The sequence below is a fragment of the Vallicoccus soli genome (assembly GCF_003594885.1).
GTDB lineage: Bacteria > Actinomycetota > Actinomycetes > Motilibacterales > Motilibacteraceae > Vallicoccus > Vallicoccus soli.
This window is the reverse complement of sequence record NZ_QZEZ01000009.1, coordinates 16358-39942: the sequence shown is the minus strand read 5'-3', so window position 1 is coordinate 39942 and position 23585 is coordinate 16358. Positions and strand designations below refer to the sequence as shown.

Here is a 23585-nt window from a genome sequence, read left to right as displayed (position 1 = left end):
GCCGGCGACCGGGGCGAGGGGGTCAGGCACGGGGCTCCTCCTCGGTGGTCCGCGCGCCGGGCGCCGGGGCGCCGGCCGGTACGCGGGGCGGTGCGGGCGGCAGCTGCTGCCCGGGCAGCGGCGGCACGGGGAACCCGCCGGCCATGGGGTCGAACGCGGGCCCCGCGGCGGCCGGCGCGGCGCCGCCGCCCGAACCCGCCGGGCCGGTGGCGCCGGTGGCCCTCGCGTCGCCCCCGTCGCGGGCCTCGTCGTCCTTGCCGGAAGGCCAGAGCAGCAGGCCCGCGAGCAGGACGGCGAGCGCCACGCCGAGGACGGTGAGCAGCTCCTGCCGGCTGACGTCCGTGCTCTGGGTGACCGCGCGCACGGTGGCCACGACGAGGATCCAGGCGAGGGAGGCGGGGATGAGCCGCTTCCAGCCCAGCGCCATGAACTGGTCGTACCGGAACCGCGGGAGCGTGCCGCGCAGCCAGATGAAGACGAACATGACGAGGAAGACCTTGGCGAAGAACCAGACCAGCGGGACCCAGCCCTCGTTGGCGCCGTCCCACCAGCTCAGCGGCACCGGGGCGCGCCAGCCGCCCAGGAACAGCGTGGTCGCCAGCGCCGAGACGGTGACCATGTTGATGTACTCGGCGAGGAAGAACAGCGCGAACTTCAGCGAGCTGTACTCGGTGTGGAAGCCGCCGACGAGCTCGCCCTCGGCCTCGGCGAGGTCGAACGGCGCGCGGTTCGTCTCGCCGACCATCGACACCGCGTAGATGAGGAAGCTCGGGAAGAGCGCGACGGCGAACCACAGCCGCTGCTGCTCGGCGACGATCTGCGAGGTCGACATCGACCCGGCGTAGAGGAAGACCGCGACGAAGGACAGGCCCATGGCGACCTCGTAGGAGATCACCTGGGCGGTCGAGCGCAGCCCGCCGAGCAGCGGGTACGTCGAGCCGGACGCCCAGCCGGCCAGCACGATGCCGTACACGCCGACCGAGGCGATGGCCAGGACGTAGAGCACGCCGACGCTCGGGTCGAACAGCTGCAGGGCCGTCCGCTCGCCGAGGATGGAGACCTCGGGCCCGAACGGGATGACGGCGAAGGCCATGAACGCCGGGACGACCGAGAGCACGGGGGCGAGGACGAAGACCACCTTGTCGGCGGCCTTGGGGATGAGGTCCTCCTTGAGCCCGAGCTTCACGCCGTCGGCGAGGCTCTGCAGCAGCCCGAACGGCCCGTGCCGGTTGGGACCGCTGCGGTGCTGCATCCGGGCGACGACCCGGCGCTCGAGCCAGATGTTGAAGAGCGTGAGGACCACGCACAGGCCGAAGAGCGCGACCGCCTTGCCGACGACGAGCCACCACGGGTCGTCGGCGAGCAGCTCCTGCACGGGGGTCACCGCGGCTCACCGCCCTCGAGGGCGACGACGGTGCCGGGGGCGGCCGCGAGCTGGCGGCGCAGGCCCGGCACGACGGGCAGCCAGACGACCCGGTCGGGCATCGGCACCACCTCCACGGGCAGCCGCACGGCGCCGCGGGCGCCGCGCACGAGGACCCGCTCCCCGGGCGCCACGCCGACCTCGGCCGCCGTGGCCGGGCTCAGGTGGGCCCGCGGTGGGCGGGCGGTGCCGGCGAGGAACGGCTCGCCGTCCTCGAGGCGCCCGCCGTCGAGGAGCAGCCGCCCGGTGGCGAGCAGGGCCTCCCCCGCCCCGGGCGCTGCGGCGGCACCGGGGGCACCGGTGGCACCGGCGGCGGTGCCGGAGCGGAGCGGGAGGTCCACGCGCGCACCCTCCCACGGCCCGAGCTCGTCGAGCTCGCGCCGCGCCCGCGACACGTCGCCGACGCCCAGCGGCGCGCCGAGCAGCCCGGCGAGCCCGTCGAGCACGCGCGCGTCGGACATCGCCGAGGAGTGCGGGAGGACCCGGTCGAAGGGCCGGGGGCGGCCCTCCCAGTCGAGGAACGTCCCCGCCTTCTCGACCACCGGCGCCACCGGCAGGACCACGTCGGCCAGCGCGGTGACAGCGCTCTCCCGCACCTCGAGGCTCACGACGAAGCCGGCAGCGCCGAGCGCCGCCTGCGCCCCGACCGGGTCGGGCAGGTCCTCCACGTCGACGCCGCCGACGACGAGGCCCCCGAGCGCCCCGGCCCCGGCGGCGGCGAGGATCCCCGCGGTGTCGCGCCCGGGGGCCGCGGGCAGCGAGGGCACGCCCCAGGCGGTGGCGACGTCGACCCGGGCGGCGGGGTCGGCGACCGGCCGCCCGCCGGGCAGCAGCGTGGGCAGCGCCCCGGCCTCGAGCGCGCCGCGCTCGCCGGCCCGGCGCGGCACCCACGCCAGGCGCGCCCCGGCCGCCGCCGCGGCGTGCGCGGCCGCGGTGAGGGCGCCCGGCACCTCCGCGAGCCGCTCGCCGACGAGCAGCACCGCGCCCGGCTCGCGCAGCGCGGCCCACGCGGGCCCCGACCCGGTGGCGTCGGCGAGCGCGTCGAGCGCCTCCGCCTCGGCGCCGGGCAGGACCTCGTGCAGCGCCGCCGTGAGCTTCTGCGCGCCCCGGGAGAGGAACGGCGCGAGCACGTGGACGGCCATGCCGCCCCTGCGCGCGGCCTTGCGCAGCCGCAGGAAGACGATCGGCGACTCCTCCTCCGGCTCGAGGCCGGCGAGGACGACCGCGGGGGCCCGCTCGAGGTCGGCGTAGGTCACCGCCCCGGCCGAGCCCACGAGGCGCCCGGCGACGACGGCGCCGAGCACGTCCGCCTCCTCGGCGCTGTGCGGGCGGGCCCGGAAGTCGACGTCGTTGGTGCCCAGCGCGACGCGGGCGAGCTTGGCGTACGCGTACGCGTCCTCGACGGTGAGCCGCCCGCCCGCCAGCACGCCGACGCCGCCCGCGGCGCGGGCGCGCCGCAGCCCCTCGGCCGCGGTCGCCAGCGCGTCGGGCCACGAGGTCGGCACGAGCTCGCCGTCCTCGTCGCGCACGAGCGGGGTGGTGAGCCGGCGCCCGCCGGCGGCCGTGGTGTCGGCGTACCGGAACGCGAAGCGGCCCTTGTCGCAGTTCCACTCCTCGTTGACCTGCGGGTCGTCGCCGGCCAGCCGGCGCACCACCGTGCCGCGGCGGTGGTCGGTGCGCAGCGCGCAGCCCGACGCGCAGTGCTCGCAGACGCTCGGGCTCGACACGAGGTCGAACGGGCGCGCCCGGAACCGGTACGCCGCGCTCGTCAGCGCCCCGACCGGGCAGATCTGGATGGTGTTGCCGGAGAAGTAGCTCTGGAAGGGCTCGTCCTCGTCGATGCCGACCTGCTGCAGCGCGCCGCGCTCGAGCAGCTCGATGAACGGGTCGCCGGCGACCTGCTGGGCGAAGCGGGTGCAGCGCGCGCACAGCACGCACCGCTCGCGGTCGAGCAGCACCTGGGTCGAGATGCGCACCGGCTTCGGGTACGTCCGCTTGACGCCCTCGTAGCGCGTCTCGCCGCGGCCGTTGCTCATGGCCTGGTTCTGCAGCGGGCACTCCCCGCCCTTGTCGCAGACCGGGCAGTCGAGCGGGTGGTTGACGAGCAGCAGCTCCATGACGCCCTGCTGCGCCTTGTCGGCGACGGGCGAGGTGAGCTGGGTCTTCACCACCATGCCGGGCATGACCGTCGTGGTGCACGACGCGGCGGGCTTGGGCATGCCGCGCCCGTTGCCCATGTCGGGCACCTCGACGAGGCACTGCCGGCAGGCGCCGACGGGGTCGAGCAGCGGGTGGTCGCAGAAGCGCGGCACCTGGATGCCGAGCAGCTCGGCGGCGCGGATGAGCAGGGTGCCCTTGACGACGCTGACCTCGTGCCCGTCGATGGTGACGGTGACGAGGTCCTCCTGCGGGGCGACCTCGCCGCCCCCGCCCTTCGTCCCGGGACCGGTGGTGACCGTCATGACGCCCCCAGCAGCTGGTCGGCGAAGCGGGTGGAGCGGGCGGGGTCGAAGGGGCAGCCCCGGCCGCCGAGGTGCGCGACGTACTCGTCGCGGAAGTGCTTGATCGAGGAGGTGATGGGGCTCGTCGCGCCGTCGCCGAGCGCGCAGAACGAGCGGCCCATGATGTTGTCGCAGAGGTCGAGCAGCTTCTCGAGGTCCTCGGCCCGGCCCTGGCCGGCCTCGAGGTCGCGCAGCAGCTGGACGACCCAGTACGTCCCCTCGCGGCACGGCGTGCACTTGCCGCAGGACTCGTGGGCGTAGAACTCGCTCCAGCGCAGCACCGCGCGGACCACGCACGTCGTCTCGTCGAAGACCTGCAGCGCCTTGGTGCCGAGCATCGACCCGGCGGCCGAGACGCCCTCGTAGTCCAGCGGGACGTCGAGGTGCTCGGCGGTGAAGATCGGCGTCGACGACCCGCCGGGCGTCCAGAACTTCAGCTGGTGCCCGGGGCGCACCCCGCCGGTGAGGTCGAGGAGCTCGCGCAGCGTGATGCCGAGCGGGGCCTCGTACTGCCCGGGGCGCACGACGTGCCCGGACAGCGAGTAGATCGTCATGCCCTTGGACTTCTCGGTGCCCATCGCGGAGAACCAGTCCACGCCGTGGCGCAGGATCGACGGCACGCTCGCCACGGACTCGACGTTGTTGATGACGGTCGGGCACGCGTAGAGCCCGGCGACCGCCGGGAACGGCGGGCGCAGCCGCGGCTGGCCGCGCCGGCCCTCCAGGGAGTCCAGCAGCGCGGTCTCCTCGCCGCAGATGTACGCCCCCGCCCCCGCGTGCACGGTGATCTCCAGGTCGAAGCCCGAGCCGAGCACGTCGGCGCCGACGTAGCCGGCGGCGCGCGCCTCCTGGACCGCGGCGAGCACGCGGCGGTAGACGTGCGCCACCTCGCCGCGCACGTAGATGAACGCGTGGTTCGCCCGGATCGCGTAGCAGGTGATGACCACGCCCTCCACGAGCTCGTGGGGGTTGGCCATCATCGTCGGGATGTCCTTGCACGTGCCCGGCTCGGACTCGTCGGCGTTGACCACGAGGTAGTGCGGCTTGCCGTCGCCCTGCGGGATGAAGCCCCACTTCATGCCCGTGGGGAAGCCGGCGCCGCCGCGCCCGCGCAGGCCGGCGTCCTTGACGGCGGCCACGACCTCGTCCGGCTCCATCGCCAGGGCGGCCCGCAGGCCGCGGTAGCCCTCGGCGCGCTCGTACGCGGGCAGGGTCCAGGAGCGGTCCTCGCCCCACGCGCGGGTGAGGACCGGGGTCAGCTGCATCACGGGGCGCCCCCCTCGGCGCGGGTGCGGGACGTGCTCGGGTCGTCGGCGTGCGCCGGCGGCGTGCGGTTGGCCGGGTCGGAGGCCGCGGTCGCCGTCGGGTCGGCGGCGCTGGGGCCGCCGTCGCGGCCGTACCCCGTGCTCAGGCCGGGGCCGGCGTCGGCGGGCTCGCTGCGCCCGATCGCGCCCCCGTCCTCCCGGCCGTCGTCCTGGCGCTGCCGGTGGATCGACACCCCCGCCAGCGAGGCGTGCCCGGCCGAGGGGCCCTCGTCGGCGCGGCCGTCGTAGAAGCCCGCGAGCAGCCGCTCGGTGGCGCGGAAGCCGCGCAGGGGCGCGCCGCGGGTGGGCACGACCTCCTCGCCGGAGCGCAGCCGGTCCACGAGCTCCACCGCGCTCTGCGGCGTCTGGTCGTCGAAGAACTCCCAGTCGACCATGACGACCGGCGCGTAGTCGCAGGCCGCGTTGCACTCGATGTGCTCGAGCGTGATGGCGCCGTCCTCGGTCGTCTCGTCGTTGCCGACGCCGAGGTGGGACTGCAGCCGGGCGAGGATCTCGTCGCCGCCGAGCACCGCGCACAGGGTGTTGGTGCACACCCCGACGTGGTGGCGCCCGACGGGGCGGCGCTTGTACATCGTGTAGAAGGTCGCGACGGCCTGGACCTCGGCCGCGGTGAGCCCCAGCAGCTCGGCGCAGAAGTCGACCCCGCGCTCGCTGACGAAGCCCTCCTCGGCCTGCACGAGGTGCAGCAGCGGCAGCAGCGCCGAGCGCGGCTGCGGGTAGCGCGCGATGACCTCCTGCGCGTCGGCGCGCAGGTGCTCGAACGCGGCCCCCTCGACGGGTGCGCTCACCGGTCCACCCCTCCCATGACGGGGTCGAGCGAGGCGATCGCGGCGATGACGTCGGCGACCTGGCCGCCCTCGCTCATCGCCGCCGTCGCCTGCAGGTTCGTGAAGCTGGGGTCGCGGAAGTGCACGCGGTACGGCCGCGTCCCGCCGTCGCTCACCACGTGCGCGCCGAGCTCGCCGCGCGGGCCCTCCACGGCGGCGTACACCTGCCCGGCCGGCACGCGGAAGCCCTCGGTCACCAGCTTGAAGTGGTGGATCAGGGCCTCCATCGACTCGCCCATGATGTGGCGGATGTGGTCGAGGGAGTTGCCGAGTCCGTCCCCGCCGAGCGCGAGCTGCGACGGCCACGCGATCTTGCGGTCGCCGACCATGACCGGCCCGTCCCCGAGGTCGCGCAGCTTGTCCAGCGCCTGCTCGACGATGCGCAGCGACTGGCGCATCTCGTCCACCCGGATGCGGAAGCGGCCGTACGCGTCGCACGTGTCGCGCACCGGGACGTCGAAGTCGTAGGTCTCGTAGCCGCAGTAGGGCTGGGCCTTGCGCAGGTCCCAGGGCAGCCCCGTCGAGCGCAGCACCGGCCCGGTCACGCCGAGCGCCATGCAGCCGGTGAGGTCGAGGTAGCCGACGTCGACGGTGCGGCCCTTGAAGATGGTGTTCTCGTTGCAGAGCTTCTCGAGCTCGTCGATGCGCCCGGGCATGACCCGCAGGAACTCGCGCACCTGCTCCTCGGCGCCGCGCGGCAGGTCCTGCGCGACGCCGCCGGGGCGGACGTACGCCATGTTCATCCGCAGGCCGGTGATCGCCTCGAAGATGTCGAGGACCATCTCCCGCTCGCGGAAGCCGTTGGTCATGACGGTGAGCGCGCCGAGCTCCATGCCGCCGGTGGCGATGGCCACGAGGTGCGAGGCGATCCGCTGCAGCTCCATCATGAGCACCCGCAGCACGGTCGCCCGCGGCGGCACGTCGTCGGTGATGCCCAGCAGCTTCTCGACGGCGAGGCAGTAGACCGTCTCGTTGAAGGCGTTGGAGAGGTAGTCCATGCGCGTCACGAAGGTGACGCCCTGGACCCAGGTGCGGAACTCGGTGTTCTTCTCGATGCCGGTGTGCAGGTAGCCGATGCCGCAGCGGGCCTCGGTCACCGTCTCGCCCTCGATCTCGAGGATGAGCCGCAGCACGCCGTGCGTCGACGGGTGCTGCGGGCCCATGTTGACGACGAGCCGCTCGCTCTCGACGTCGCCGAGCCCGCTCGCGACGGTGTCCCAGTCCTGGCCGGTCACGGTGTAGACCCGGCCCTCGGTGGTGTCGCGCCCGCCGGCGGCGTAGGGGTCCTGCGCGGCGGCGGTGGTCGCCTCGGTGGCCATCAGCTGTACGCCCTCCTCGTGTCGGGCGGGGGGATCTCGGCGCCCTCGAACTCCACCGGGATGCCGCCCAGCGGGTAGTCCTTGCGCTGGGGGTGGCCCGGCCAGTCGTCGGGCATGAGGATGCGGGTCAGCGCGGGGTGGCCGTCGAACTGGACGCCGAACATGTCCCACGTCTCGCGCTCGTGCCAGTCGTCGGTCGGGTAGACCGCGACCACCGAGGGCACGTGCGGGTCGGCGTCGGGGCAGGTCGTCTCGACCCGCACCCGGCGGTTGTGCGTCATCGACAGCAGCGGCCACACGACGTGCAGCTCGCGGCCCTCGTCCTCGGGGTAGTGCACGCCGCTCGCGCCCAGGCACAGCTCGAAGCGCAGCGACGGCTGGTCCCGCAGGGTCCGCATGACGTCGACGAGGCGCTCGCGGCGCACGACGAGGGTGAGCTCGCCGCGGTCGACGACGACCCGCTCGACGGCGTCGTCGAAGCCGGGCAGCCAGTGCTCGAGCTCGTCGGCGACCTCGTCGAAGTACGACCCGTACGGCCGCTCGGCCTGCCCGGGCAGCTGCACGCGCCGCACGAGCCGGCCGTAGCCGCTGGTGTCGCCGCCGCTCGCCGCGCCGAACATGCCGCGCTGCACGCGCACCGTCTCGCCCTGGGAGCGGTCGGGCCGCTCCCCGAGCGGCGCCGGCGGCGCCTCCGGCTGCTGGGTCTGCGCCGGGGCGCCCGCGGCGGCGCGCTGGTCGGCCGCGCCGCCGGTCGGGCGCGGGGCCACGGCGTCGCGCCCCGCGTCGGGGGTGACGGGGCGCTCGCTCACCGGACCAGCCCGGGCAGCTCGGGGCGCGCGGCCGTCGGCAGCGGCAGGTCGCGCACGCTCGTGGTCGGCAGCGCGGCGAGCGCCGCCTCCTCGGCCAGGCGCGCCGCCCGCTCGCGGTTGACGCCGAGCGGGGCGGCCTGGATCTCCACGTGGAGCTTGAGGATCGCGTCGAGGAGCATCTCCGGGCGCGGCGGGCAGCCCGGCAGGTAGATGTCCACCGGCACGACGTGGTCGACGCCCTGCACGACGGCGTAGTTGTTGAACATGCCGCCGCTGGAGGCGCAGACGCCCATGGCGAGCACCCACTTGGGGTTGGCCATCTGGTCGTAGATCTGGCGCAGGACCGGTGCCATCTTCTGGCTCACCCGCCCCGCGACGATCATCAGGTCGGCCTGGCGCGGCGAGGCGCGGAACACCTCCATGCCGAAGCGGGCGGTGTCGTAGCGCGGCCCGCCCGTCGTCATCATCTCGATGGCGCAGCAGGCCAGGCCGAACGTCGCCGGCCACAGCGACGCCTTGCGCATGTAGCCGGCGAGCTGCTCCACGCTGGTGAGCAGGAAGCCGCTCGGCAGCTTCTCCTCGAGCCCCATGACGGGTCCCCTCTCCCTACCGCCGCTAGTCCCAGTCCAGGCCGCCGCGGCGCCACTCGTACGCGTAGGCGACGCAGATCAGGGCGATGAACAGGGCCATGGCGGCGAGCCCGGCCAGGCCGAGCGCGTCGAAGTGCACCGCCCACGGGTACATGAACACGATCTCGATGTCGAAGATGATGAAGGTCATGGCGGTGAGGTAGTACTTCACCGGGAAGCGGCCGCCGCCGACGGGCTGCGGGGTCGGCTCGATGCCGCACTCGTACGCGTCGACCTTGGCCCGGTTGTAGCGCGCGGGCCCGGACAGCGCCCCCGCCACCACGGAGAACACCGCGAAGCCGAGCGCGATGGCGCCCAGCGCGACGATCGGCAGGTACTCCACCGCGGGCCTCCCTCGGGGTCGTCGCCGGGCTCCGTCGCCCGGTCGGGGGTCGTGCTGGTCGTGCGGGTGGTGCGGGTCAGGCGGCGGGCGCCACCCGGGTCAGGGTGGCGATGAGCCGGTCCATCGCGTCGCCGCCGTGCGGCTCGTGCAGGTTGGCGAGCAGCTTGAGCGTGAAGCGCATGAGGACCGGGTGCGGCAGCCCGTGCCGGGTGGCCAGGCGCATGACCTCGGGGTGCCCGATCGCCTTCACGAACACCCGGCCCAGCGTGTAGTAGCCGCCCCAGGCGGCGCGGACCGCCCGCGGGTACGCAGCAAGCGCTTGCTCCCGACCGGCGTCGCTCGTGCGGGACAGCGCTTGCACCACGGCGTCGGCGGCGAGCCGCCCCGACTCCATGGCGTACGCGATGCCCTCGCCGTTGAACGGGTTGACCATGCCGCCGGAGTCGCCGACGAGGACGACCCCCCGGGTGTAGTGCGGGGTGCGGTTGAAGCCCATCGGCAGGGCGGCGCCGCGCACGGGGGCGGTGCGGTTCTCCTCGCGGAAGCCCCACTCCTCCGGGGTCGCGTCGAGCCAGGTGCGCAGGAGCTGGCGGTAGTCCGTGCGGCCGAACGCGCTGCTCGTGTTGAGGATGCCGAGGCCGACGTTGGAGGTGCCGTCGCCCATGCCGAAGACCCAGCCGTAGCCGGGCAGCAGCGCGTCCTGCGAGCCGTCGCCGCCGGAGCGGTCCCACAGCTCGAGCCAGGACTCGAGCCAGTCGTCGTCGTGCCGCGGGCTGCGGTAGTAGGTGCGCACGGCCACGCCCATGGGGCGGTCGTCGCGCTTGTGCAGGCCGAGGGCGAGGGAGAGCCGCGAGCTGCCGCCGTCGGCGGCGACGACCACCGGCGCGCGGAACTCCAGCGGCTCGCCGTCCTCGCCGCGCGCCGCGACGCCGACCACCCGTCCGGAGCGCCCGATCAGCGGTCCGGTCACCGAGGTGCCCTCGTGCAGGCGGGCGCCCGCCTCGACCGCGGTGCGGGCGAGGGTCTCGTCGAGGTCCGCCCGCGGGCGCACCAGACCGTACGACGGGAAGCTCGGCGACTCGGGCCACTCCAGGTGCAGGCGCATGCCGCCGCCGAGGATGCGCAGCCCGCGGTTGCGCAGCCAGCCCGCCCCGGGGCTGGTGTCGACGCCCAGGGCGACGAGCTCGCGCACCGCGCGGGGCGTCAGGCCGTCGCCGCAGACCTTCTCGCGGGGGAAGCGCGACTTCTCGAGCAGCACGACGTCGGCGCCGCTGCGCGCGAGGTGCGCGGCGGTCGTCGAGCCCGCGGGGCCCGCACCGACGACGACGACGTCGGCCTCGGACACCCGGCCGTCCTGGGCCATGGCGCACCTCCTCCCGCTTGTGATGCGTTTCACGAAGTCCGTCCACCGCATCCTATGCCTGCCGCGGCACGACGTCGCCCGCACCCGTCCCCCGGCACGCCGACGACCCCGCCCTCGCTGCGGAGGACGGGGTCGTGACGGTGCGTGCCGGTCCGGGCCCGCCCGGGAACCGGCCCGCCGGGGCTACTTGAAGGCGTCCTTGAGCTTCTCGCCGGCCTGCTTGAGGTTCGCCTTGCTCTCGTCGGCCTTGCCCTCGCGCTGCAGGTCCTCGTCGCCGGTGACGGAGCCGACCTGCTGCTTGGCCCGGCCCTGGATCTCGTCGACCTTGTTCTGCGTCTTGTCCTCGCCGCTCACGGCGCGCTCCCTCCGTCGTCGTGCCCGCAGGCTGCCCGCGGCGGCGCGGGGGCAACCGCTCAGCGCGGGACGGCCGCGCAGAACTCGTTGCCCGCCGGGTCGGCCAGCACGCGCCAGTGCTCGTCGCCCGGGTAGCCCGGCAGCACGCGGGCGCCGCGCTCCAGCAGGGCGTCGAGGTCGTCGCACCAGACGTCCCAGTGCACCCGGTTCTTGCCGGTCCGGGCGTCGTCGACCGGCACGAACTTCCAGACGTCCCACGGCAGCCCCGGCACCGCGGACAGCCACCGCGGACGCCCGTCCGGGCCCTCGACGACCTGCGCGCCCAGTACGCCGGCCCACCAGGCGGCGTCGGCCACGGGGTCGAGGCTGTCGACGACGAGCGCGGTGGGCACCGCGGGCGCCGCGTCCTGCACCGGTGCGAAGGCGCACAGCTCGACGCCCCCGGGGTCGGCCAGCACGTCCCAGCGCAGGCCGCGCTCCCCGTGCTCCGCCACGCGGGCGCCGCCCGCGGCCAGCAGGGCGTCGACCTCCGCGGCCGCGAGGACGAGGTCGAGGTGCGCGCGCGACTTCCCGGTCTTGGGCTCGGGGACCCGGTTGAGCCACACCACCCGCTCCGGCGGGTCGCCCGCGAGCTTCGTGAGGTCGTCGCCCCGCGGCTCCGCGCGCAGGCCGAGGGCGAGGGCCCAGAACGCCGCGGCCCGCGCCGGGTCGGCGACGTCGATGCACAGGTCCTTCCAGCGGGCGAGGGCCACGCCGCGGACCCTAGCCCGCGCGGACCCCGTGGTGCAGGGCCACGACCCCGCCGGTGAGGTCGCGCCAGCGCACCGACCCCCAGCCGGCCGCGGCGAGCCGGCGCGCGAGCCCCGCCTGGTCCGGCCAGGCGCGGATCGACTCGGCGAGGTACGCGTAGGCGTCGGGCTCGCTCGAGACCGCACGGGCCACGCGCGGCAGGGCGCGCATGAGGTACTCCACGTACACGGTGCGGAAGGGCGCCCACGTCGGGTGGCTGAACTCGCAGACGACGAGGCGCCCGCCGGGGCGCACGACGCGCAGCAGCTCGCGCAGGGCGGCGTCGACGTCGGCGACGTTGCGCAGGCCGAAGGAGATGGTCGCCGCGTCGAAGGCACCGTCCGCGAAGGGCAGCCGCAGCGCGTCGCCCGCCACGAGCGGCAGGTGCGGCTGGCGCCGCTTGCCGGTGCGCAGCATGCCGAGGGAGAAGTCGGTCGGGACGACGAAGGCACCGGCGGCCCGCAGCGGCTCGCTCGAGGTGCCGGTGCCCGCGGCCAGGTCGAGGACCCGCTCCCCCGGGCGGACGTCGAGCGCCTCGCGCACGGCGCGCCGCCACAGCCGCGCCTGCCCGAGGGACAGGACGTCGTTGGTGAGGTCGTACCGCTCGGCGACGCCGTCGAACATCGCGGCGACCTCGTGCGGCTGCTTGTCGAGCTGGGCGCGGGCCATGGGGCCATCCTCGCGCGCCCCGGGCGGGCGCGCCGCGCCCTACTCCTCGAGCGGCTCCACCCGGCCGGTGTCGACGTCGTACACCGCGCCGGCGACGGGCAGCCCGGACGGCAGGTAGGGCCAGGAGCGGATGCGCTGCAGGTCGCGGCGCAGCCCCTCCCGCACGTCCTCGGTCGTGCGCAGCTCGAGGCTGCGCGTGTCCATGCCCGAGCGCTCGCGCAGCGCCGCGTGCAGGTCCTCCTCGCGACCGGTCATGCGGCAGCGGGTGTGCGGCACGACGAGGACGCGCGTGACGCCCAGCAGGTGCGCGCCGAGGGCGAGGGTGCGCAGCACGTCGTCGGTCACCCGCCCGCCCGCGTTGCGCAGGATCTTGGCGTCCCCGGGGCGCAGCCCGAGCATCGCCAGCGGCTCGATCCGCGAGTCCATGCAGGTCAGCAGCGCCAGGCCGCGCCCCGCGCGGGCCTCGAGGCCCTGCAGGGAGAAGCCCGCCGCGTACTCCTGGTTCGCCGCGAGCAGGTCGTCGAAGGCGCCGCCCGGCGCTCCGGTGCCGTCCGTCACGGCCCCGGACCCTACCGCCCGCGCCACCCGGGCGCCGCCCCGCGTACGGCGTGCGCTCGCCCGCCGGCCACCTACGCTTCCTGGGGTGAGCACCCTGCCCCTGACCGCCACCCTCGTGCGCACCCGGGCCGTGCCGGACCCCGGCCCGCTCGTGGGGCGGCTGCCGGGCGCGGGCGGGCTGGCCTGGGTGCGCCGGGGCGACGGCCTCGTGGCGTGGGGCGAGGCCGCGCGGCTCGAGGTGAGCGGGCCGGACCGGTTCGCCGAGGCGGCCCGGTGGTGGCGGGAGGTGTGCGCCACGATCCTCGTCGACGACCCGGTCGGGCTGCCGGGGACCGGCGCCGTCGCGCTGGGCTCCTTCGCGTTCGGCGACGACGACGGCACCCGCTCGGTGCTCGTCCTGCCCCGCGTGGTGCTGGGCCGGCGCGGCGGGCGCGCCTGGCTCACCACGGTGGGTGACGCGCCCGAGGCCGACGCGGTGCCCGAGCCGGTGGCGGCGCCCGTCGGGGTGGTCTACGGCGAGGGGGCGGTGTCCCCCGTGCGCTACGAGGAGGCGGTCGCCGAGGCGGTCCGGCTCATCGCCGCGAGCCCGCTGGAGAAGGTGGTGCTGGCCCGCGACCTGCTGGCCGTCGCCGAGCAGCCGGTCGACCCGCGGTGGCTCCTCGGCCGGCTGGCCACCCGCTACCCCGCGTGCTGGACGTTCGCCGTCGACGGCCTCGTGGGCGCGACGCCCGAGCTGCTGGTGCGCCTCGAGCGCGGCCTCGTGACCTCGCGGGTGCTCGCGGGCACCATCCGGCGCACGGGGGACGACGACCGCGACCTCGTGCTGGCCGCGTCGCTGGCCCGCAGCAGCAAGGACCTCGAGGAGCACGAGTACGCGGTCCGCTCGGTCGCCGACGCCCTCGCCCCGCACTGCACCGGCATGAACGTGCCCGAGACGCCGTTCGTCCTGCACCTGCCGAACGTCATGCACCTCGCGACCGACGTCGCCGCCGTCGCCGCGGACCGCTCCTCCTCGCTGGAGCTCGCCGCCGCCCTGCACCCGACGGCGGCCGTGTGCGGCACCCCCCGCGACCTCGCCCTCGCCGCGATCGACCGCCTCGAGGGCCTGGACCGCGGCCGGTACGCCGGTCCGGTCGGCTGGGTCGACGCCACCGGCGCCGGCGAGTGGGGCATCGCCCTGCGCAGCGCGGCGCTCGACCCCGACGACCCCCGCCGGCTCACCCTCTACGCCGGCTGCGGCATCGTCGCGGGCTCCGACCCCGAGGCCGAGCTCGCCGAGTCGCAGGCCAAGCTCGTCCCGATGCGCGACGCGCTCGGCGCCTGAGCGGCGGGTGCGCCCCGCGCCCCCCGGGGTAGGGACGGCGGATGGCACCCCCGACGACGCAGGACCCGACCCCGGACCCCGGACCGCGCGGCGACGGGCGGCTGGTCGTCGGCCGCTACCGGCTCCTGCAGCCGCTGGGCCGGGGCGGGATGGGCGTCGTCTGGTCCGCGCGCGACGAGGTGCTCGGCCGCGGCGTCGCCGTCAAGGAGGTCACCCCGCCGCCGGGCCTGACGCCGGAGCAGGCCGAGCAGCTGCGGGTGCGGACGCTGCGCGAGGCCCGGGCGGCCGCGCGGATCCGCAGCACCGCGGCGGTCACCGTGTTCGACGTGGTCGAGGAGGACGGCCGGCCGTGGATCGTCATGGAGCTGCTGCGGCCGCGGTCCCTGGCCGACGTCCTGCGCGAGGAGGGGCCGCTGGCGCCGCAGGACGCGGCCCGCACCGGCCTGCGCGTGCTCGACGCCCTCGTCGCCGCGCACGCGGCGGGCGTCCTGCACCGCGACGTGAAGCCGGCCAACGTGCTCTTCGACGCCGTCGGCGGCGCGGTGCTCACGGACTTCGGGATCGCCTCGCTCGAGGGCGACCCCTCCCTGACGACGACGGGGACGATCGTCGGGTCGCCGGGGTACGTCGCCCCCGAGCGCGCCCGCGGGCAGGTCCCCACCGCCGCGGCCGACCTCTGGTCCCTCGGCGTGACGCTGGCCGCCGCGGTGGTCGGCCGCTCGCCGTTCGAGCGCGACACCCCCATGGCCACGCTCGTCGCCGTGCTCGAGGACCCGCCCCCGGACCGGGCGCTCGCCGGCTCGCTCGGCGCGGTGGTCGACGGGCTGCTGCAGAAGGACCCCGCCGAGCGGCTGGACGCGGCCACCGCCGGCGCCATGCTCCGCGAGGTGGCCGCCGGCCCCCCGCCCGCCCCGGCCGCACCGGCGGTCGCCGCCGCGGCCCCGTCGCCGGGCTCGGCGCCGGGCCCGCGGCTGGAGGAGGACGAGGGCGCGGCCCGTACGCAGGCCCTGCCCCTACCCGTGCCCCTGCCCGTCGCGGCCGGCGGGCACGACGGCGACCGCGCCGCTCGCGGCGGGGGGTCGCTCGGCGCGCGCCGCGGGGGGCGCCGCCTGCGCCGGGCGCTCGCCGCGGGCGGGCTCGCCGCCGTCGCGGCGGCCGGGGCCGTGGCGCTCGTCCTCGACGAGGACGACCCCGGGACCACGGCGTCGCCCGCCCCGCCGGCCACCGGCTCGCCGTCACCGTCGGCGCCCTCCGGGCCCTCCGAGCCGTCCGAGCCCTCCGGGGCCGCACCCGGCGGCACGGGCGGCGGGGCGGGCGGCGGGGCGGGCGGCGGCGCGGACGACGGGACCACCGGCGAGGGGGGAGGCAGCGGCGGGAGCGGCACCGCGGACGACGGCGCCGGGCAGGGGACCGGCGGCACCGCGGACGAGGGCGGTGCCGCGCAGGAGGGCGCTGGCGACGAGGACGGCGCGACGGGCGAGGGCGGCGGCCCGGACGGGGCGGCGAGCGGGGTCCCGGAGGATTTCGAGGTCCACGAGGACGACGGGTTCCGGGTGGCGGTGCCCGAGGGCTGGTCCGCGAGCACCGACGGGGGCCGCACGACGTTCTCCGACCCCGCCTCGCGGCGGTTCTTCTTCGTGGAGGGCGGCGGCGCGCCGGTCGGCGACCCCCTCGAGGACTGGGAGCGCCAGGAGGCGACGGTGTCGCAGCGCCTCCCGGGCTACCAGCTCCTCGGCATCCAGCGGGTCGACCACCCGGAGTTCGACCTCGCCGACTGGGAGTTCACGTACGAGGCGGACGGCGGGCCGCTGCGGGTCCGGAACCGGAACCTCGTGGCGGACGACAGGGCGTACGCGCTGTACGCGGCGGCGCCGCCGGAGGAGTGGGCCGCGAGCGAGCCCGTCTTCGACGACATGGCGGGTTCCTTCGCGCCCCGCGGCTGAGCCGCCGCGGGGCGGGCCCTCCCCGCGTCAGCCCGCGTCAGCCCGCGTCAGCCCGCGTCACCGCCGCCGGCTAGCCCCACGTGCCCGTCCGGGCCGACCACGGGTGCCGCTCCTGCCGGCGCGCCGCCCGCGGGCGCTGCGCCACCGGTCCCCCCGCCCCCCGGGCCGGCCCCGGAGCCCGCCGCCCCGGTGACCTTCGCGATGACGGCGTCGACGCCCTCCTGCGCCCGCTGCACGACCCGCTCCACCTCGGGGCGGTGCAGCAGCGGCTCGGCGCGGCCCTTGAGCTGCTCGTACCGGCCGCGCCCGGCGCGCGCCCCGAGGACGTAGCCCCCCGCGAGCCCGGCGAGCAGGGCGAGCCGGCGCTGCGTGCGGCGCCACGTCGAGACGACCGCCGCGGCGCTGTCGGCCGCGGCGTCGGCGACGTCCGCCGCCGCGCCGCCGAGGGCGGCGCCGGCGGAGCGGGCGCCGGCGGCCGCGACGAGGCCCGCGGTGCCGGCCTCGGTGGCGACGGTGCGCGCCGCCTCCGCGACCCGCTGCGCCGCCTGCCCGGCGACCGGCGAGGCGGCCGCCCCGAGCTCGGCCGCGCGGCTCCCCAGCTCCGCGGCGCGCCCGGCGAGCGCGGCGCCCTGCGCGGCGACGACCGGCCGGGCGGCCGTGAGGGCGGCGCCGCCGGACCCGGCGAGGGCGTGGGCGCCGCCCGCGACGGCCGCGCCCCCGGCGGCCAGCGCCCCGCCGGCGTGGCCGGCGGCGCGGGCGAGGCCCTCGGCGGCCCGCTCCGCGGCGGGTACGGCGGCCTGCCCGCCCATCACGGCGAGCGCGGCGGTGGTCGTGGCGGCGCCGAGCGCCCCCTCGCCGGCGCGGCGGGCGACCTCGCCGGTGCGCTCCGCCGCCGCGGCGAGCGCCGGGGCCGCGGTGCGCCGGAGGTCGCGGGTCGCGTCCTGGGCCGAGGTGGCGCCCTGGCGGGCGAGGACCTGCGCCGAGGCGGCCGAGCTCCGGGCGAGCGAGGCGGCCCGCTCGGACTGCAGCCGTGCGGCGGCGGCGATCCGCTCGGCGGGCGTCGCCGGCCGGCGCCGGGCCCGGACCGCGACGACCACGCCGACGGCGGCCGCTCCGAGGGCCAGCGCCACGGCGGCCGCGCCCGCCGCCTGCGCGCGGTGGTCCCGCACCGGGGCGCCGAGCCGGGCCGGGCCCGTGGCAGGCGCGCTCTCGACCGCGGGGAGCACGGTCGGCGAGGCGGCCGTCGAGGCGGCCACGCCGTAGTGCGCGTAGAGCGAGCGCTCCTGCTCGGCGCTGACGTGCTGGTCGGAGAGGTCGGCCGGCGCGTCGACGACCGAGCGGCGGGTGACGCTGACGCGCACGGCGTCGGCCGAGGGCGTGGCGTCGACGAGCGGGACGATGCGCCGGGTGCCGTCGGGGAGCTCGGCCGACAGCCACTCCGGGGTCCCGGTGGCGTCGTCCGCGAGCACCCGCACGCAGGTGCCGACGGACTCGCCGTCGCGGTCCAGCACGGGGCGGCCGATCCAGCTGCTGGCGGCGTCGAGGTCGGGGAGCGTCATGCCGCTCCCCGTCCCCGGGCGCCCCCCGCGGGAAACGCGCGCCGGCCGGGGGCTCCAGGCCGGGCCCCCTCCTGCCGATGCCCCCTGCGTGAGCCAGCACACGGCGGCCGCACCGGACGCCGCGCCGCCGCGGCCGCGCGCCCGCCCCTGGCGCACGGGCGCGCTGCTCGCCGTGCTCGCCGGCGCCCTGCACCTGCTGGTCCTGGGCGCGCTCGCCGACGCGCCGCGGCGCGCCGTCCTCGCCGTCGACGACCTGACCCAGCTCGCGGCCGCCGCGACGGCCTGCGTCGCCTGCGTGCGCGCCGCGGCCCGGCGCAGCGGGACCCGGAGGCGGGCCTGGCTGCTCGTGGCGGCCGGCACCGGCAGCTGGACGGCCGGCCAGGCGCTGTGGTCCTGGCAGGAGGTGGCCCGCGGGCGCGAGCTGCCCTTCCCCTCGCCATCCGACGCCGGCTTCCTCGCCTTCCCCCTGCTCACCGCCGCCGGCCTGCTGCTCTGGCTGCACTCCGGCTCGGCGGCGCGCGAGCGCGTGCGCGACGTGCTCGACGGGGCCCTCATCGCCGGCGCCCTGCTCATGCTCTCCTGGGCCGCCTGCCTCGACACCGTGCTCGGGGCCGGCGGGCCGCTGCTGCCGCTGGCCCTGTCGACGGCGTACCCGGTCGGCGACGTCGTCCTCGCGACCCTCGTCCTGCTGGCCCTGAGCCGCTCCACCGCGCAGAGCCGGGGGCCGCTGCTCCAGCTCGCCGCGGGCCTGGGCTCCCTGGCGGTCGCGGACTCGCTGTACGTCTACCTCGGCAGCACGGGCTCGTACGCGACGGGCAGCGCGACCAGCGCCGGCTGGGTGAGCGGCTTCCTCCTCGTCGCGTCGGCGGCGGGGACCGCGCGCCGCCTGCCCGCGTGCCTCCCCCTGCGCGAGCCGGGTGACCCGGCGCTCCAGGCGGGGTGGCTGCGCCTCGCGCTGCCCTACCTGCCCGTCGTCGGGGCCGAGGCCGTGCTCGTGGACCGCCTCGTGGAGGACGCCGCCGCGGCGCCGCTGTGGATGGTGCTGCTCGGGCTCGTCCTCGTCGTCCTCATGCTGGTGCGGCAGGCGCTGGTGCTCCTGGACCACCGCGCCCTCGTCGAGCGGCTGCGCGCGCGCGAGGCCGAGCTGCAGCGCCTCGCGTTCCACGACCCGCTCACCGGCGCCGCGAACCGCGCCCTCTTCCTCGACCGCGTCGAGCGGCTCGTCGAGCAGCACCGCCGCGACGGCGGCGGCGGGGCCGTCCTCTTCGTCGACCTCGACGGCTTCAAGCGGGTCAACGACACCCTCGGGCACGCCGCGGGGGACGCGGTGCTCGTCGAGGTCGCGGCGCGGCTGCGCACGCAGGTGCGCGCCGTCGACACCGTCGCGCGCCTCGGCGGCGACGAGTTCGCCGTGGTGCTCGCCGCCGGCTCGTGCCCCGCGGTCGTCACCGGCCGGCTCGCCGCGGCGCTCGTGCCGCCGCTGCGGGTGGACGGGCGCGACGTCCCGCTCGCGGCCAGCGTGGGCGCCTGCGACCTCGCCGACGTGCCCGACGAGGGGCCGGCGGCGGCCGTCGCGGAGGCGCTCGTGCGCGCGGCGGACCGGTCCATGTACGCCGTCAAGGCCCGCCGGCGCGCCGGGCTCGCCGAGCGCTGGGGCTGAGCCCCCCGGCGGGCCCGCCGGCGCCTCAGTCCGTGCCGCGCGACGCCGGGGCGCGGTAGACCACGTCCCGGTACTCCGGGTGCCGCGCGATGTACGCGCCCACGAACGGGCAGAGCGGGAGCACCGCGGTCCCCTGAGCGCGCAGGTCGTCGAGCGCGCCGCGCACGAGCGCGGACCCCAGCCCGCGGCCCTCGTACGCGGGGTCGACCTCGGTGTGCGTCATCACCACCAGCCCGCGGGCGCGCTGGTACGCGGCGAAGCCCGCCAGCCGCCCCTGCTCGTCGTGCACCTCGTAGCGGTCCCGCTCCGGCGCGTCGCGCACCACGGGGGCCCCGCCGCCCTGGTCGCCCGCCTGCCCGCTGCCCTGCTCTCCGTCGGCCACGGGCCCATCCTGCCCCGCCCGCCCCCGGCTCGCGGGCGGACGGGCGGGTGCGAGGGGTGGCGCGAGGGGTGGCGGGGTGGTAGGCGGGGTACGTCCGTGCCGCGGACCGACCCGGTGCGCACAGGTCGAGCAGCCGGCCTGCCTCATCGCCCGAGGAGCCACGGACCCATGGGGTCGGACCCGCACGCCCTGCTCGCCCTCGTGGCCGGCGCCGCTGAGCGCCTCGCCGCGACGGGCCGCGACGCCGCGGTCACGGCCGACGTCCTGCCCTCGCTCGTCCGCGCCCTCGCCGCCCGCGGGGCGGTGCTGGCCCTGGGCTCGGCCGACGGCGACCTGCGCGTGGTCGCGACCGAGCCCCCCGGCGCGCCCCCGCCGCTCGACGGCACCCTGGTCCGGGCGGCGCGCGACGGCGTGGCGCAGTGGCCCGGCGGCACCGGCCCCGGCCGGGCGGCGGTGCCCCTGCTGCGCGAGGGCGAGGTCGTGGGCGCGCTGGGCCTGTCGTGGGACGGGCCGCACCCGGCGGACGGCCCGGAGCGCCACGCGCTCGGCGCGCTCGCCGCCCTCGTCGCGGCGGTCGCGCCGGCCCCCTCCCCGCTCGGGCGCGGCCTGCGCCACCACGCGCACCCGGCACCCGCCGGCGTCGGGGTGGCGTGCGCGGCGCGCCCCGGCGGGGCCCGCTGCGCGGTCAGCGCCCCCGGCGCCCACGGCGACGCCTTCGCCACGCTGCTGGACAGCCCGCTGGGCCTCGGCTCGGCCCCGCTGGACGCGGTCCGGGGCGTGCTCGCCCTCGCCCGGCGCCGCAGCACCCCTCCGGCGCTCGTCGGCAAGGCCGTCGCCGAGCTGGCGCCGGACCTGGACGCGGAGGTCTTCGGCGCGCACGTGGAGGCGTGCCCGGACAGCGCCTGGCTCGCCGTGGCCCCGCTCGACCACGCCGTCGTCGTCGCGACCACCCCCGGGGGCGAGGGGGACCCGCGCCCGCCCGCGGCGGACCGCCTGGCCGGCGAGCGGCTGCTGCTCGCCCGCGCCGAGCCGGTCGCGGTGGCCGCCGCGGCGATCGACCCGGGTGCCGACGCCGGCACCGCGCAGGCCGTCCACGACGTGCTCGCCGGCTGCCTCGCGCGCCCGCTGCGCCCCGCCGAAGCCCAGCCCGAGCCCCCCGCCGGCGCGCCCGCCCCGGCCGCCGGCGCGCCCGACCCCGCCGCCGACCTGGCGCTCGACCTGGCCCACGACCTCGAGCGCGCGCTGGCGGCCGCCGGGCTCGACGCCCCGGTGCGCGGCCTCCTGGTCGTCGTGGCGTCGGGACGCCCGGACCTGCGGCGGCGCGGGCGCACGCTGCCCTCGAGCCCGGTCGCCGCCCGGCTCGGCCGGCAGTTCGTGGCCGCCGCCCTCCCGGCCGACGCTCCCCCCGGGGTGCGCGACGAGGTCTCCCTGGCCGCGGCGGAGCTGCTGTCCAACGCGGTGCGCCACGCCCACGAGCAGGTCGAGGTCGTCGTCGAGGACGAGCCCGACGGGCTGCTGCTGTCGGTCACCGACGACGACGAGCGGGTCCCCGAGCCGGCCGCGCGCGCCGGCGACGGCTGGGCCGAGACGGGGCGCGGCCTCGCCGTCCTCGCCGCGCTCGTCGACGAGCACGGGACGACCCCGCGCCCCGGCGGGGGCAAGGAGGTCTGGGCCCGGGTGCGCTGGCGCCGGCGCACGGCCGGCGCCGCCCGCGCCTGACGCACCGGCGCACGGGCGCGAGCCGGGCCCGGGCGACGCACGCGGTCCTGCGGCCGGGAGCCGGCGGGGAACGGCACGGTGAGCAGGGACGCGACGAGCACCTGCGCGCCCGTCGTGGCGACGGCAGCCCCTGCAGCAGCTCCATGAGCTCGCGGTCGACCCGCTCCTCCCGGTCGTCGTCCACGTCCGCCCCCCTGCTCGCGCGTCCCCCGCGCCCGCCCCGCGCACGGCCGCGGGGAGGTCGACGGTGCACCCGCGCGGCGCCGCCGGCCAGGGCCCTCGCCGCGCCGCGCGCGGGCTACGGTCGCCGGGTGGCGGCACGGGACCGGGCGGCGCAGCGGCGGGCGGGCCGGGCTGCCCGACGGGCGGCCCGTCGGGCCCGGCAGGCGGCCCGCGTCGGGCGGGCGGCGCGCGCGTACGCGCTCCTGCTGGGCGCCCGCGAGGAGCGCCACGGCGACCTCGTGGTGCTCTGGGGGCTGCCGCGCCGGGCCTACCCCCGCGGCGGCGTGACCTGGGGGGACGCGTACCTCACGGGCGACCGGCCCGCGGCGCGGTCCCCCGCGCGGCTGCGCCACGAGGCCGTGCACGCGCAGCAGTGGCGCCGGCACGGCTACCGCTTCGCGCTGCTCTACCTGCTGGCCGGCCGGTCCGCCGCCCGCAACCGGTACGAGGTCGAGGCCGGGCTGGAGGACGGGGGCTACCGCCCGCGTGCGCACTGACCGGTGACCATGGCACCCTGTTACTCGAAGCACACGCTGCGTAGACGATCGAGTGCCAGGGGGGCCGGTGTCGGACGTGGAGGAGCAGGGCGGCTGCGCGACGGCGCTGGCCGACGAGCCCGGGCCGGCGCCGGGCGCCGGACCCCGCCCGGACCTGCCGCAGCCCGCCCGCCCCGGGAGCGCCCTGGGCGCCCTCGCCGGCGGCGGGGACGACAGCGACGTCGTGCAGGTCATGCTCGCCGCCGCCCGCAGCCACCTCGGCATGGAGATCGGCTTCGTGGGCCGGTTCGCCGACGGGCGGCGCACCTTCCGCTTCGTCGACGCCGTGCCCGGCGCCCCCGCGGGCGTGCGGGTCGGCGCCTCGGACCCGCTCGAGGAGACGTACTGCCAGCGCGTCGTCGACGGGCGCCTGCCGCGCCTCGTGCGCGACCCGCGCGAGCACCCGGAGGTGCGCGACCTCCCCGTGACCACCGCGTTCCCCGTCGGGGCGCACGTCAGCGTCCCGATCCGGTTCAGCGACGGGCGGGTGTACGGGACCTTCTGCTGCTTCAGCACCGCGCCGGCCCCGCAGCTGCGCGAGCGGGACCTCGCGGTGGTGGAGATGCTCGCCGAGCTCGTCGCCCCCGCCCTCGAGCGCCTCGAGGAGGCGGAGCTCACGAGGTCCCGCCGCGTCGCGCGGGTCGAGCAGGTCCTCGAGGACGGCCTGCTGACCACCGTCTTCCAGCCCATCGTCGACTTCTGCTCGGGGCGCACCGTCGGGTACGAGGCGCTGAGCCGCCTGCCGGACGCGACGCGCCCCGACGTCTGGTTCGCCGAGGCCGAGGCCCTCGGCCGCGGCACCGAGGCGGAGGTGTGCGCGGTCCGCCACGCGCTCGCGCGGCTCGACGAGGTCCCGGCGGGCTGCTACCTCAGCATCAACGTGTCACCGCGGGCGCTGCTCGACGACGCGCTCTGGGAGGCGCTGGACGGGGCGCCCCTGGAGCGGGTGGTGCTCGAGCTCACCGAGCACGTCGTCGTCGAGGACTACCCCTCCATCGAGCGGGTGCTCTCCGCCTTCCGGGCGGGCGGCGGGCGCCTCGCGGTGGACGACGCGGGGGCGGGCTACGCGAGCATGCGCCACATCCTGCTGCTGCGCCCGGACCTCATCAAGCTGGACATCAGCATCTGCCGCGACGTGGAGGCCGACCCGGCCCGGGCGGCGATGGTGCGCTCGTTCGTCGACCTCTCGGACAGCCTCTGCGCGCGGCTCGTCGCGGAGGGCGTCGAGACCCCGCCGGGGCGCGACGCGCTCCAGCAGCTCGGGGTGCCCCTGGGGCAGGGCTTCCTCTTCGCCCGACCGGGCCCGCTCCCCGCGGCCTGACCCCGCCGGC

21 protein-coding genes are annotated in these 23585 nt (G+C 77.7%); 6 read left to right on the top strand and 15 right to left on the bottom strand.

What is annotated here, in order from left to right:
* Positions 1–22: 22 nt before the first annotated feature.
* The 13 genes from nuoH to D5H78_RS16355 all read right to left on the bottom strand — a co-directional run bounded on the left by nuoH (position 23) and on the right by D5H78_RS16355 (position 12909).
* Positions 23–1384, bottom strand: coding sequence for an NADH-quinone oxidoreductase subunit NuoH (gene nuoH, locus D5H78_RS16415; protein WP_177891305.1), 1362 nt, complete (start codon positions 1382–1384; stop codon positions 23–25).
* On the bottom strand, positions 1381–3885 hold the full coding sequence (locus D5H78_RS16410; RefSeq protein WP_119951595.1) for an NADH-quinone oxidoreductase subunit G: 2505 nt from the start codon (positions 3883–3885) through the stop codon (positions 1381–1383). The genes nuoH and D5H78_RS16410 overlap by 4 nt, the downstream gene beginning before the upstream one ends.
* Entirely contained in the window at positions 3882–5189 is a 1308-nt protein-coding gene (gene nuoF / locus D5H78_RS16405) for an NADH-quinone oxidoreductase subunit NuoF (RefSeq protein WP_119951682.1), read from the bottom strand. Before nuoF ends, D5H78_RS16410 begins: the two co-directional genes overlap by 4 nt.
* Positions 5189–6037: an NADH-quinone oxidoreductase subunit NuoE gene (gene nuoE, locus D5H78_RS16400; protein WP_119951594.1), complete on the bottom strand. Its 849-nt coding sequence runs from the start codon at positions 6035–6037 to the stop codon at positions 5189–5191. The genes nuoF and nuoE overlap by 1 nt, the downstream gene beginning before the upstream one ends.
* Positions 6034–7395, bottom strand: coding sequence for an NADH-quinone oxidoreductase subunit D (locus D5H78_RS16395; RefSeq protein ID WP_119951593.1), 1362 nt, complete (start codon positions 7393–7395; stop codon positions 6034–6036). The genes nuoE and D5H78_RS16395 overlap by 4 nt, the downstream gene beginning before the upstream one ends.
* On the bottom strand, positions 7395–8015 hold the full coding sequence (locus D5H78_RS16390) for an NADH-quinone oxidoreductase subunit C (protein ID WP_425472971.1): 621 nt from the start codon (positions 8013–8015) through the stop codon (positions 7395–7397). Before D5H78_RS16390 ends, D5H78_RS16395 begins: the two co-directional genes overlap by 1 nt.
* A gap of 185 nt (positions 8016–8200) precedes the next feature.
* Entirely contained in the window at positions 8201–8794 is a 594-nt protein-coding gene (locus D5H78_RS16385; RefSeq protein WP_119951592.1) for a NuoB/complex I 20 kDa subunit family protein, read from the bottom strand.
* Positions 8795–8819: 25 nt separating this feature from the next.
* Positions 8820–9176, bottom strand: coding sequence for an NADH-quinone oxidoreductase subunit A (locus tag D5H78_RS16380; RefSeq protein ID WP_119951591.1), 357 nt, complete (start codon positions 9174–9176; stop codon positions 8820–8822).
* Positions 9177–9252: 76 nt separating this feature from the next.
* Complete coding sequence (locus D5H78_RS16375; RefSeq protein WP_119951590.1) at positions 9253–10539, bottom strand: geranylgeranyl reductase family protein; 1287 nt, start codon at positions 10537–10539, stop codon at positions 9253–9255.
* Positions 10540–10722: 183 nt separating this feature from the next.
* Positions 10723–10893 (bottom strand): CsbD family protein, encoded by a 171-nt coding sequence (locus D5H78_RS16370; protein WP_119951589.1) that lies wholly within the window; start codon positions 10891–10893, stop codon positions 10723–10725.
* Between the two features lie 59 nt (positions 10894–10952).
* The gene (locus tag D5H78_RS16365; protein WP_119951588.1) at positions 10953–11645 is read right to left on the bottom strand and encodes a VOC family protein; all 693 of its coding nucleotides are present in this window, start codon (positions 11643–11645) and stop codon (positions 10953–10955) included.
* A 10-nt stretch (positions 11646–11655) separates the two neighbouring features.
* Positions 11656–12351, bottom strand: coding sequence for a demethylmenaquinone methyltransferase (locus tag D5H78_RS16360; RefSeq protein WP_119951587.1), 696 nt, complete (start codon positions 12349–12351; stop codon positions 11656–11658).
* 39 nt (positions 12352–12390) lie between these two features.
* Positions 12391–12909: a beta-class carbonic anhydrase gene (locus D5H78_RS16355; RefSeq protein ID WP_119951586.1), complete on the bottom strand. Its 519-nt coding sequence runs from the start codon at positions 12907–12909 to the stop codon at positions 12391–12393.
* A gap of 94 nt (positions 12910–13003) precedes the next feature.
* Here D5H78_RS16355 and D5H78_RS16350 point away from each other — a divergent pair, with 94 nt between their 5' ends.
* Both D5H78_RS16350 and D5H78_RS19610 read left to right on the top strand, forming a co-directional pair.
* Entirely contained in the window at positions 13004–14233 is a 1230-nt protein-coding gene (locus tag D5H78_RS16350) for an isochorismate synthase (RefSeq protein ID WP_425472970.1), read from the top strand.
* 41 nt (positions 14234–14274) lie between these two features.
* Positions 14275–16176, top strand: a complete 1902-nt coding sequence (locus D5H78_RS19610) for a serine/threonine-protein kinase (RefSeq protein ID WP_119951584.1) — start codon at positions 14275–14277, stop codon at positions 16174–16176.
* A 47-nt stretch (positions 16177–16223) separates the two neighbouring features.
* Here the strand turns inward: D5H78_RS19610 and D5H78_RS16340 are convergent, their stop codons facing one another.
* On the bottom strand, positions 16224–17735 hold the full coding sequence (locus D5H78_RS16340; RefSeq protein WP_133412084.1) for a PRC-barrel domain-containing protein: 1512 nt from the start codon (positions 17733–17735) through the stop codon (positions 16224–16226).
* Between the two features lie 88 nt (positions 17736–17823).
* Between D5H78_RS16340 and D5H78_RS16335 the strand changes: the two genes are divergently transcribed.
* Entirely contained in the window at positions 17824–19395 is a 1572-nt protein-coding gene (locus D5H78_RS16335; protein WP_119951582.1) for a GGDEF domain-containing protein, read from the top strand.
* A 25-nt stretch (positions 19396–19420) separates the two neighbouring features.
* Here D5H78_RS16335 and D5H78_RS16330 read toward each other — a convergent pair whose 3' ends face one another.
* Positions 19421–19777 carry a GNAT family N-acetyltransferase gene (locus D5H78_RS16330; protein ID WP_218566715.1) on the bottom strand — a complete coding sequence of 119 codons (357 nt, stop codon included), beginning with the start codon at positions 19775–19777 and terminating at the stop codon, positions 19421–19423.
* A 168-nt stretch (positions 19778–19945) separates the two neighbouring features.
* Between D5H78_RS16330 and D5H78_RS16325 the strand changes: the two genes are divergently transcribed.
* From D5H78_RS16325 to D5H78_RS16315, 3 genes are all read left to right on the top strand, one after another.
* Positions 19946–21496 carry an ATP-binding protein gene (locus D5H78_RS16325; RefSeq protein ID WP_119951580.1) on the top strand — a complete coding sequence of 517 codons (1551 nt, stop codon included), beginning with the start codon at positions 19946–19948 and terminating at the stop codon, positions 21494–21496.
* 311 nt (positions 21497–21807) lie between these two features.
* The gene (locus D5H78_RS16320; RefSeq protein ID WP_119951579.1) at positions 21808–22215 is read left to right on the top strand and encodes a Fe-S oxidoreductase; all 408 of its coding nucleotides are present in this window, start codon (positions 21808–21810) and stop codon (positions 22213–22215) included.
* Positions 22216–22282: 67 nt separating this feature from the next.
* Positions 22283–23575: a sensor domain-containing phosphodiesterase gene (locus D5H78_RS16315; RefSeq protein ID WP_119951578.1), complete on the top strand. Its 1293-nt coding sequence runs from the start codon at positions 22283–22285 to the stop codon at positions 23573–23575.
* The last annotated feature ends 10 nt before the right edge of the window (positions 23576–23585 follow it).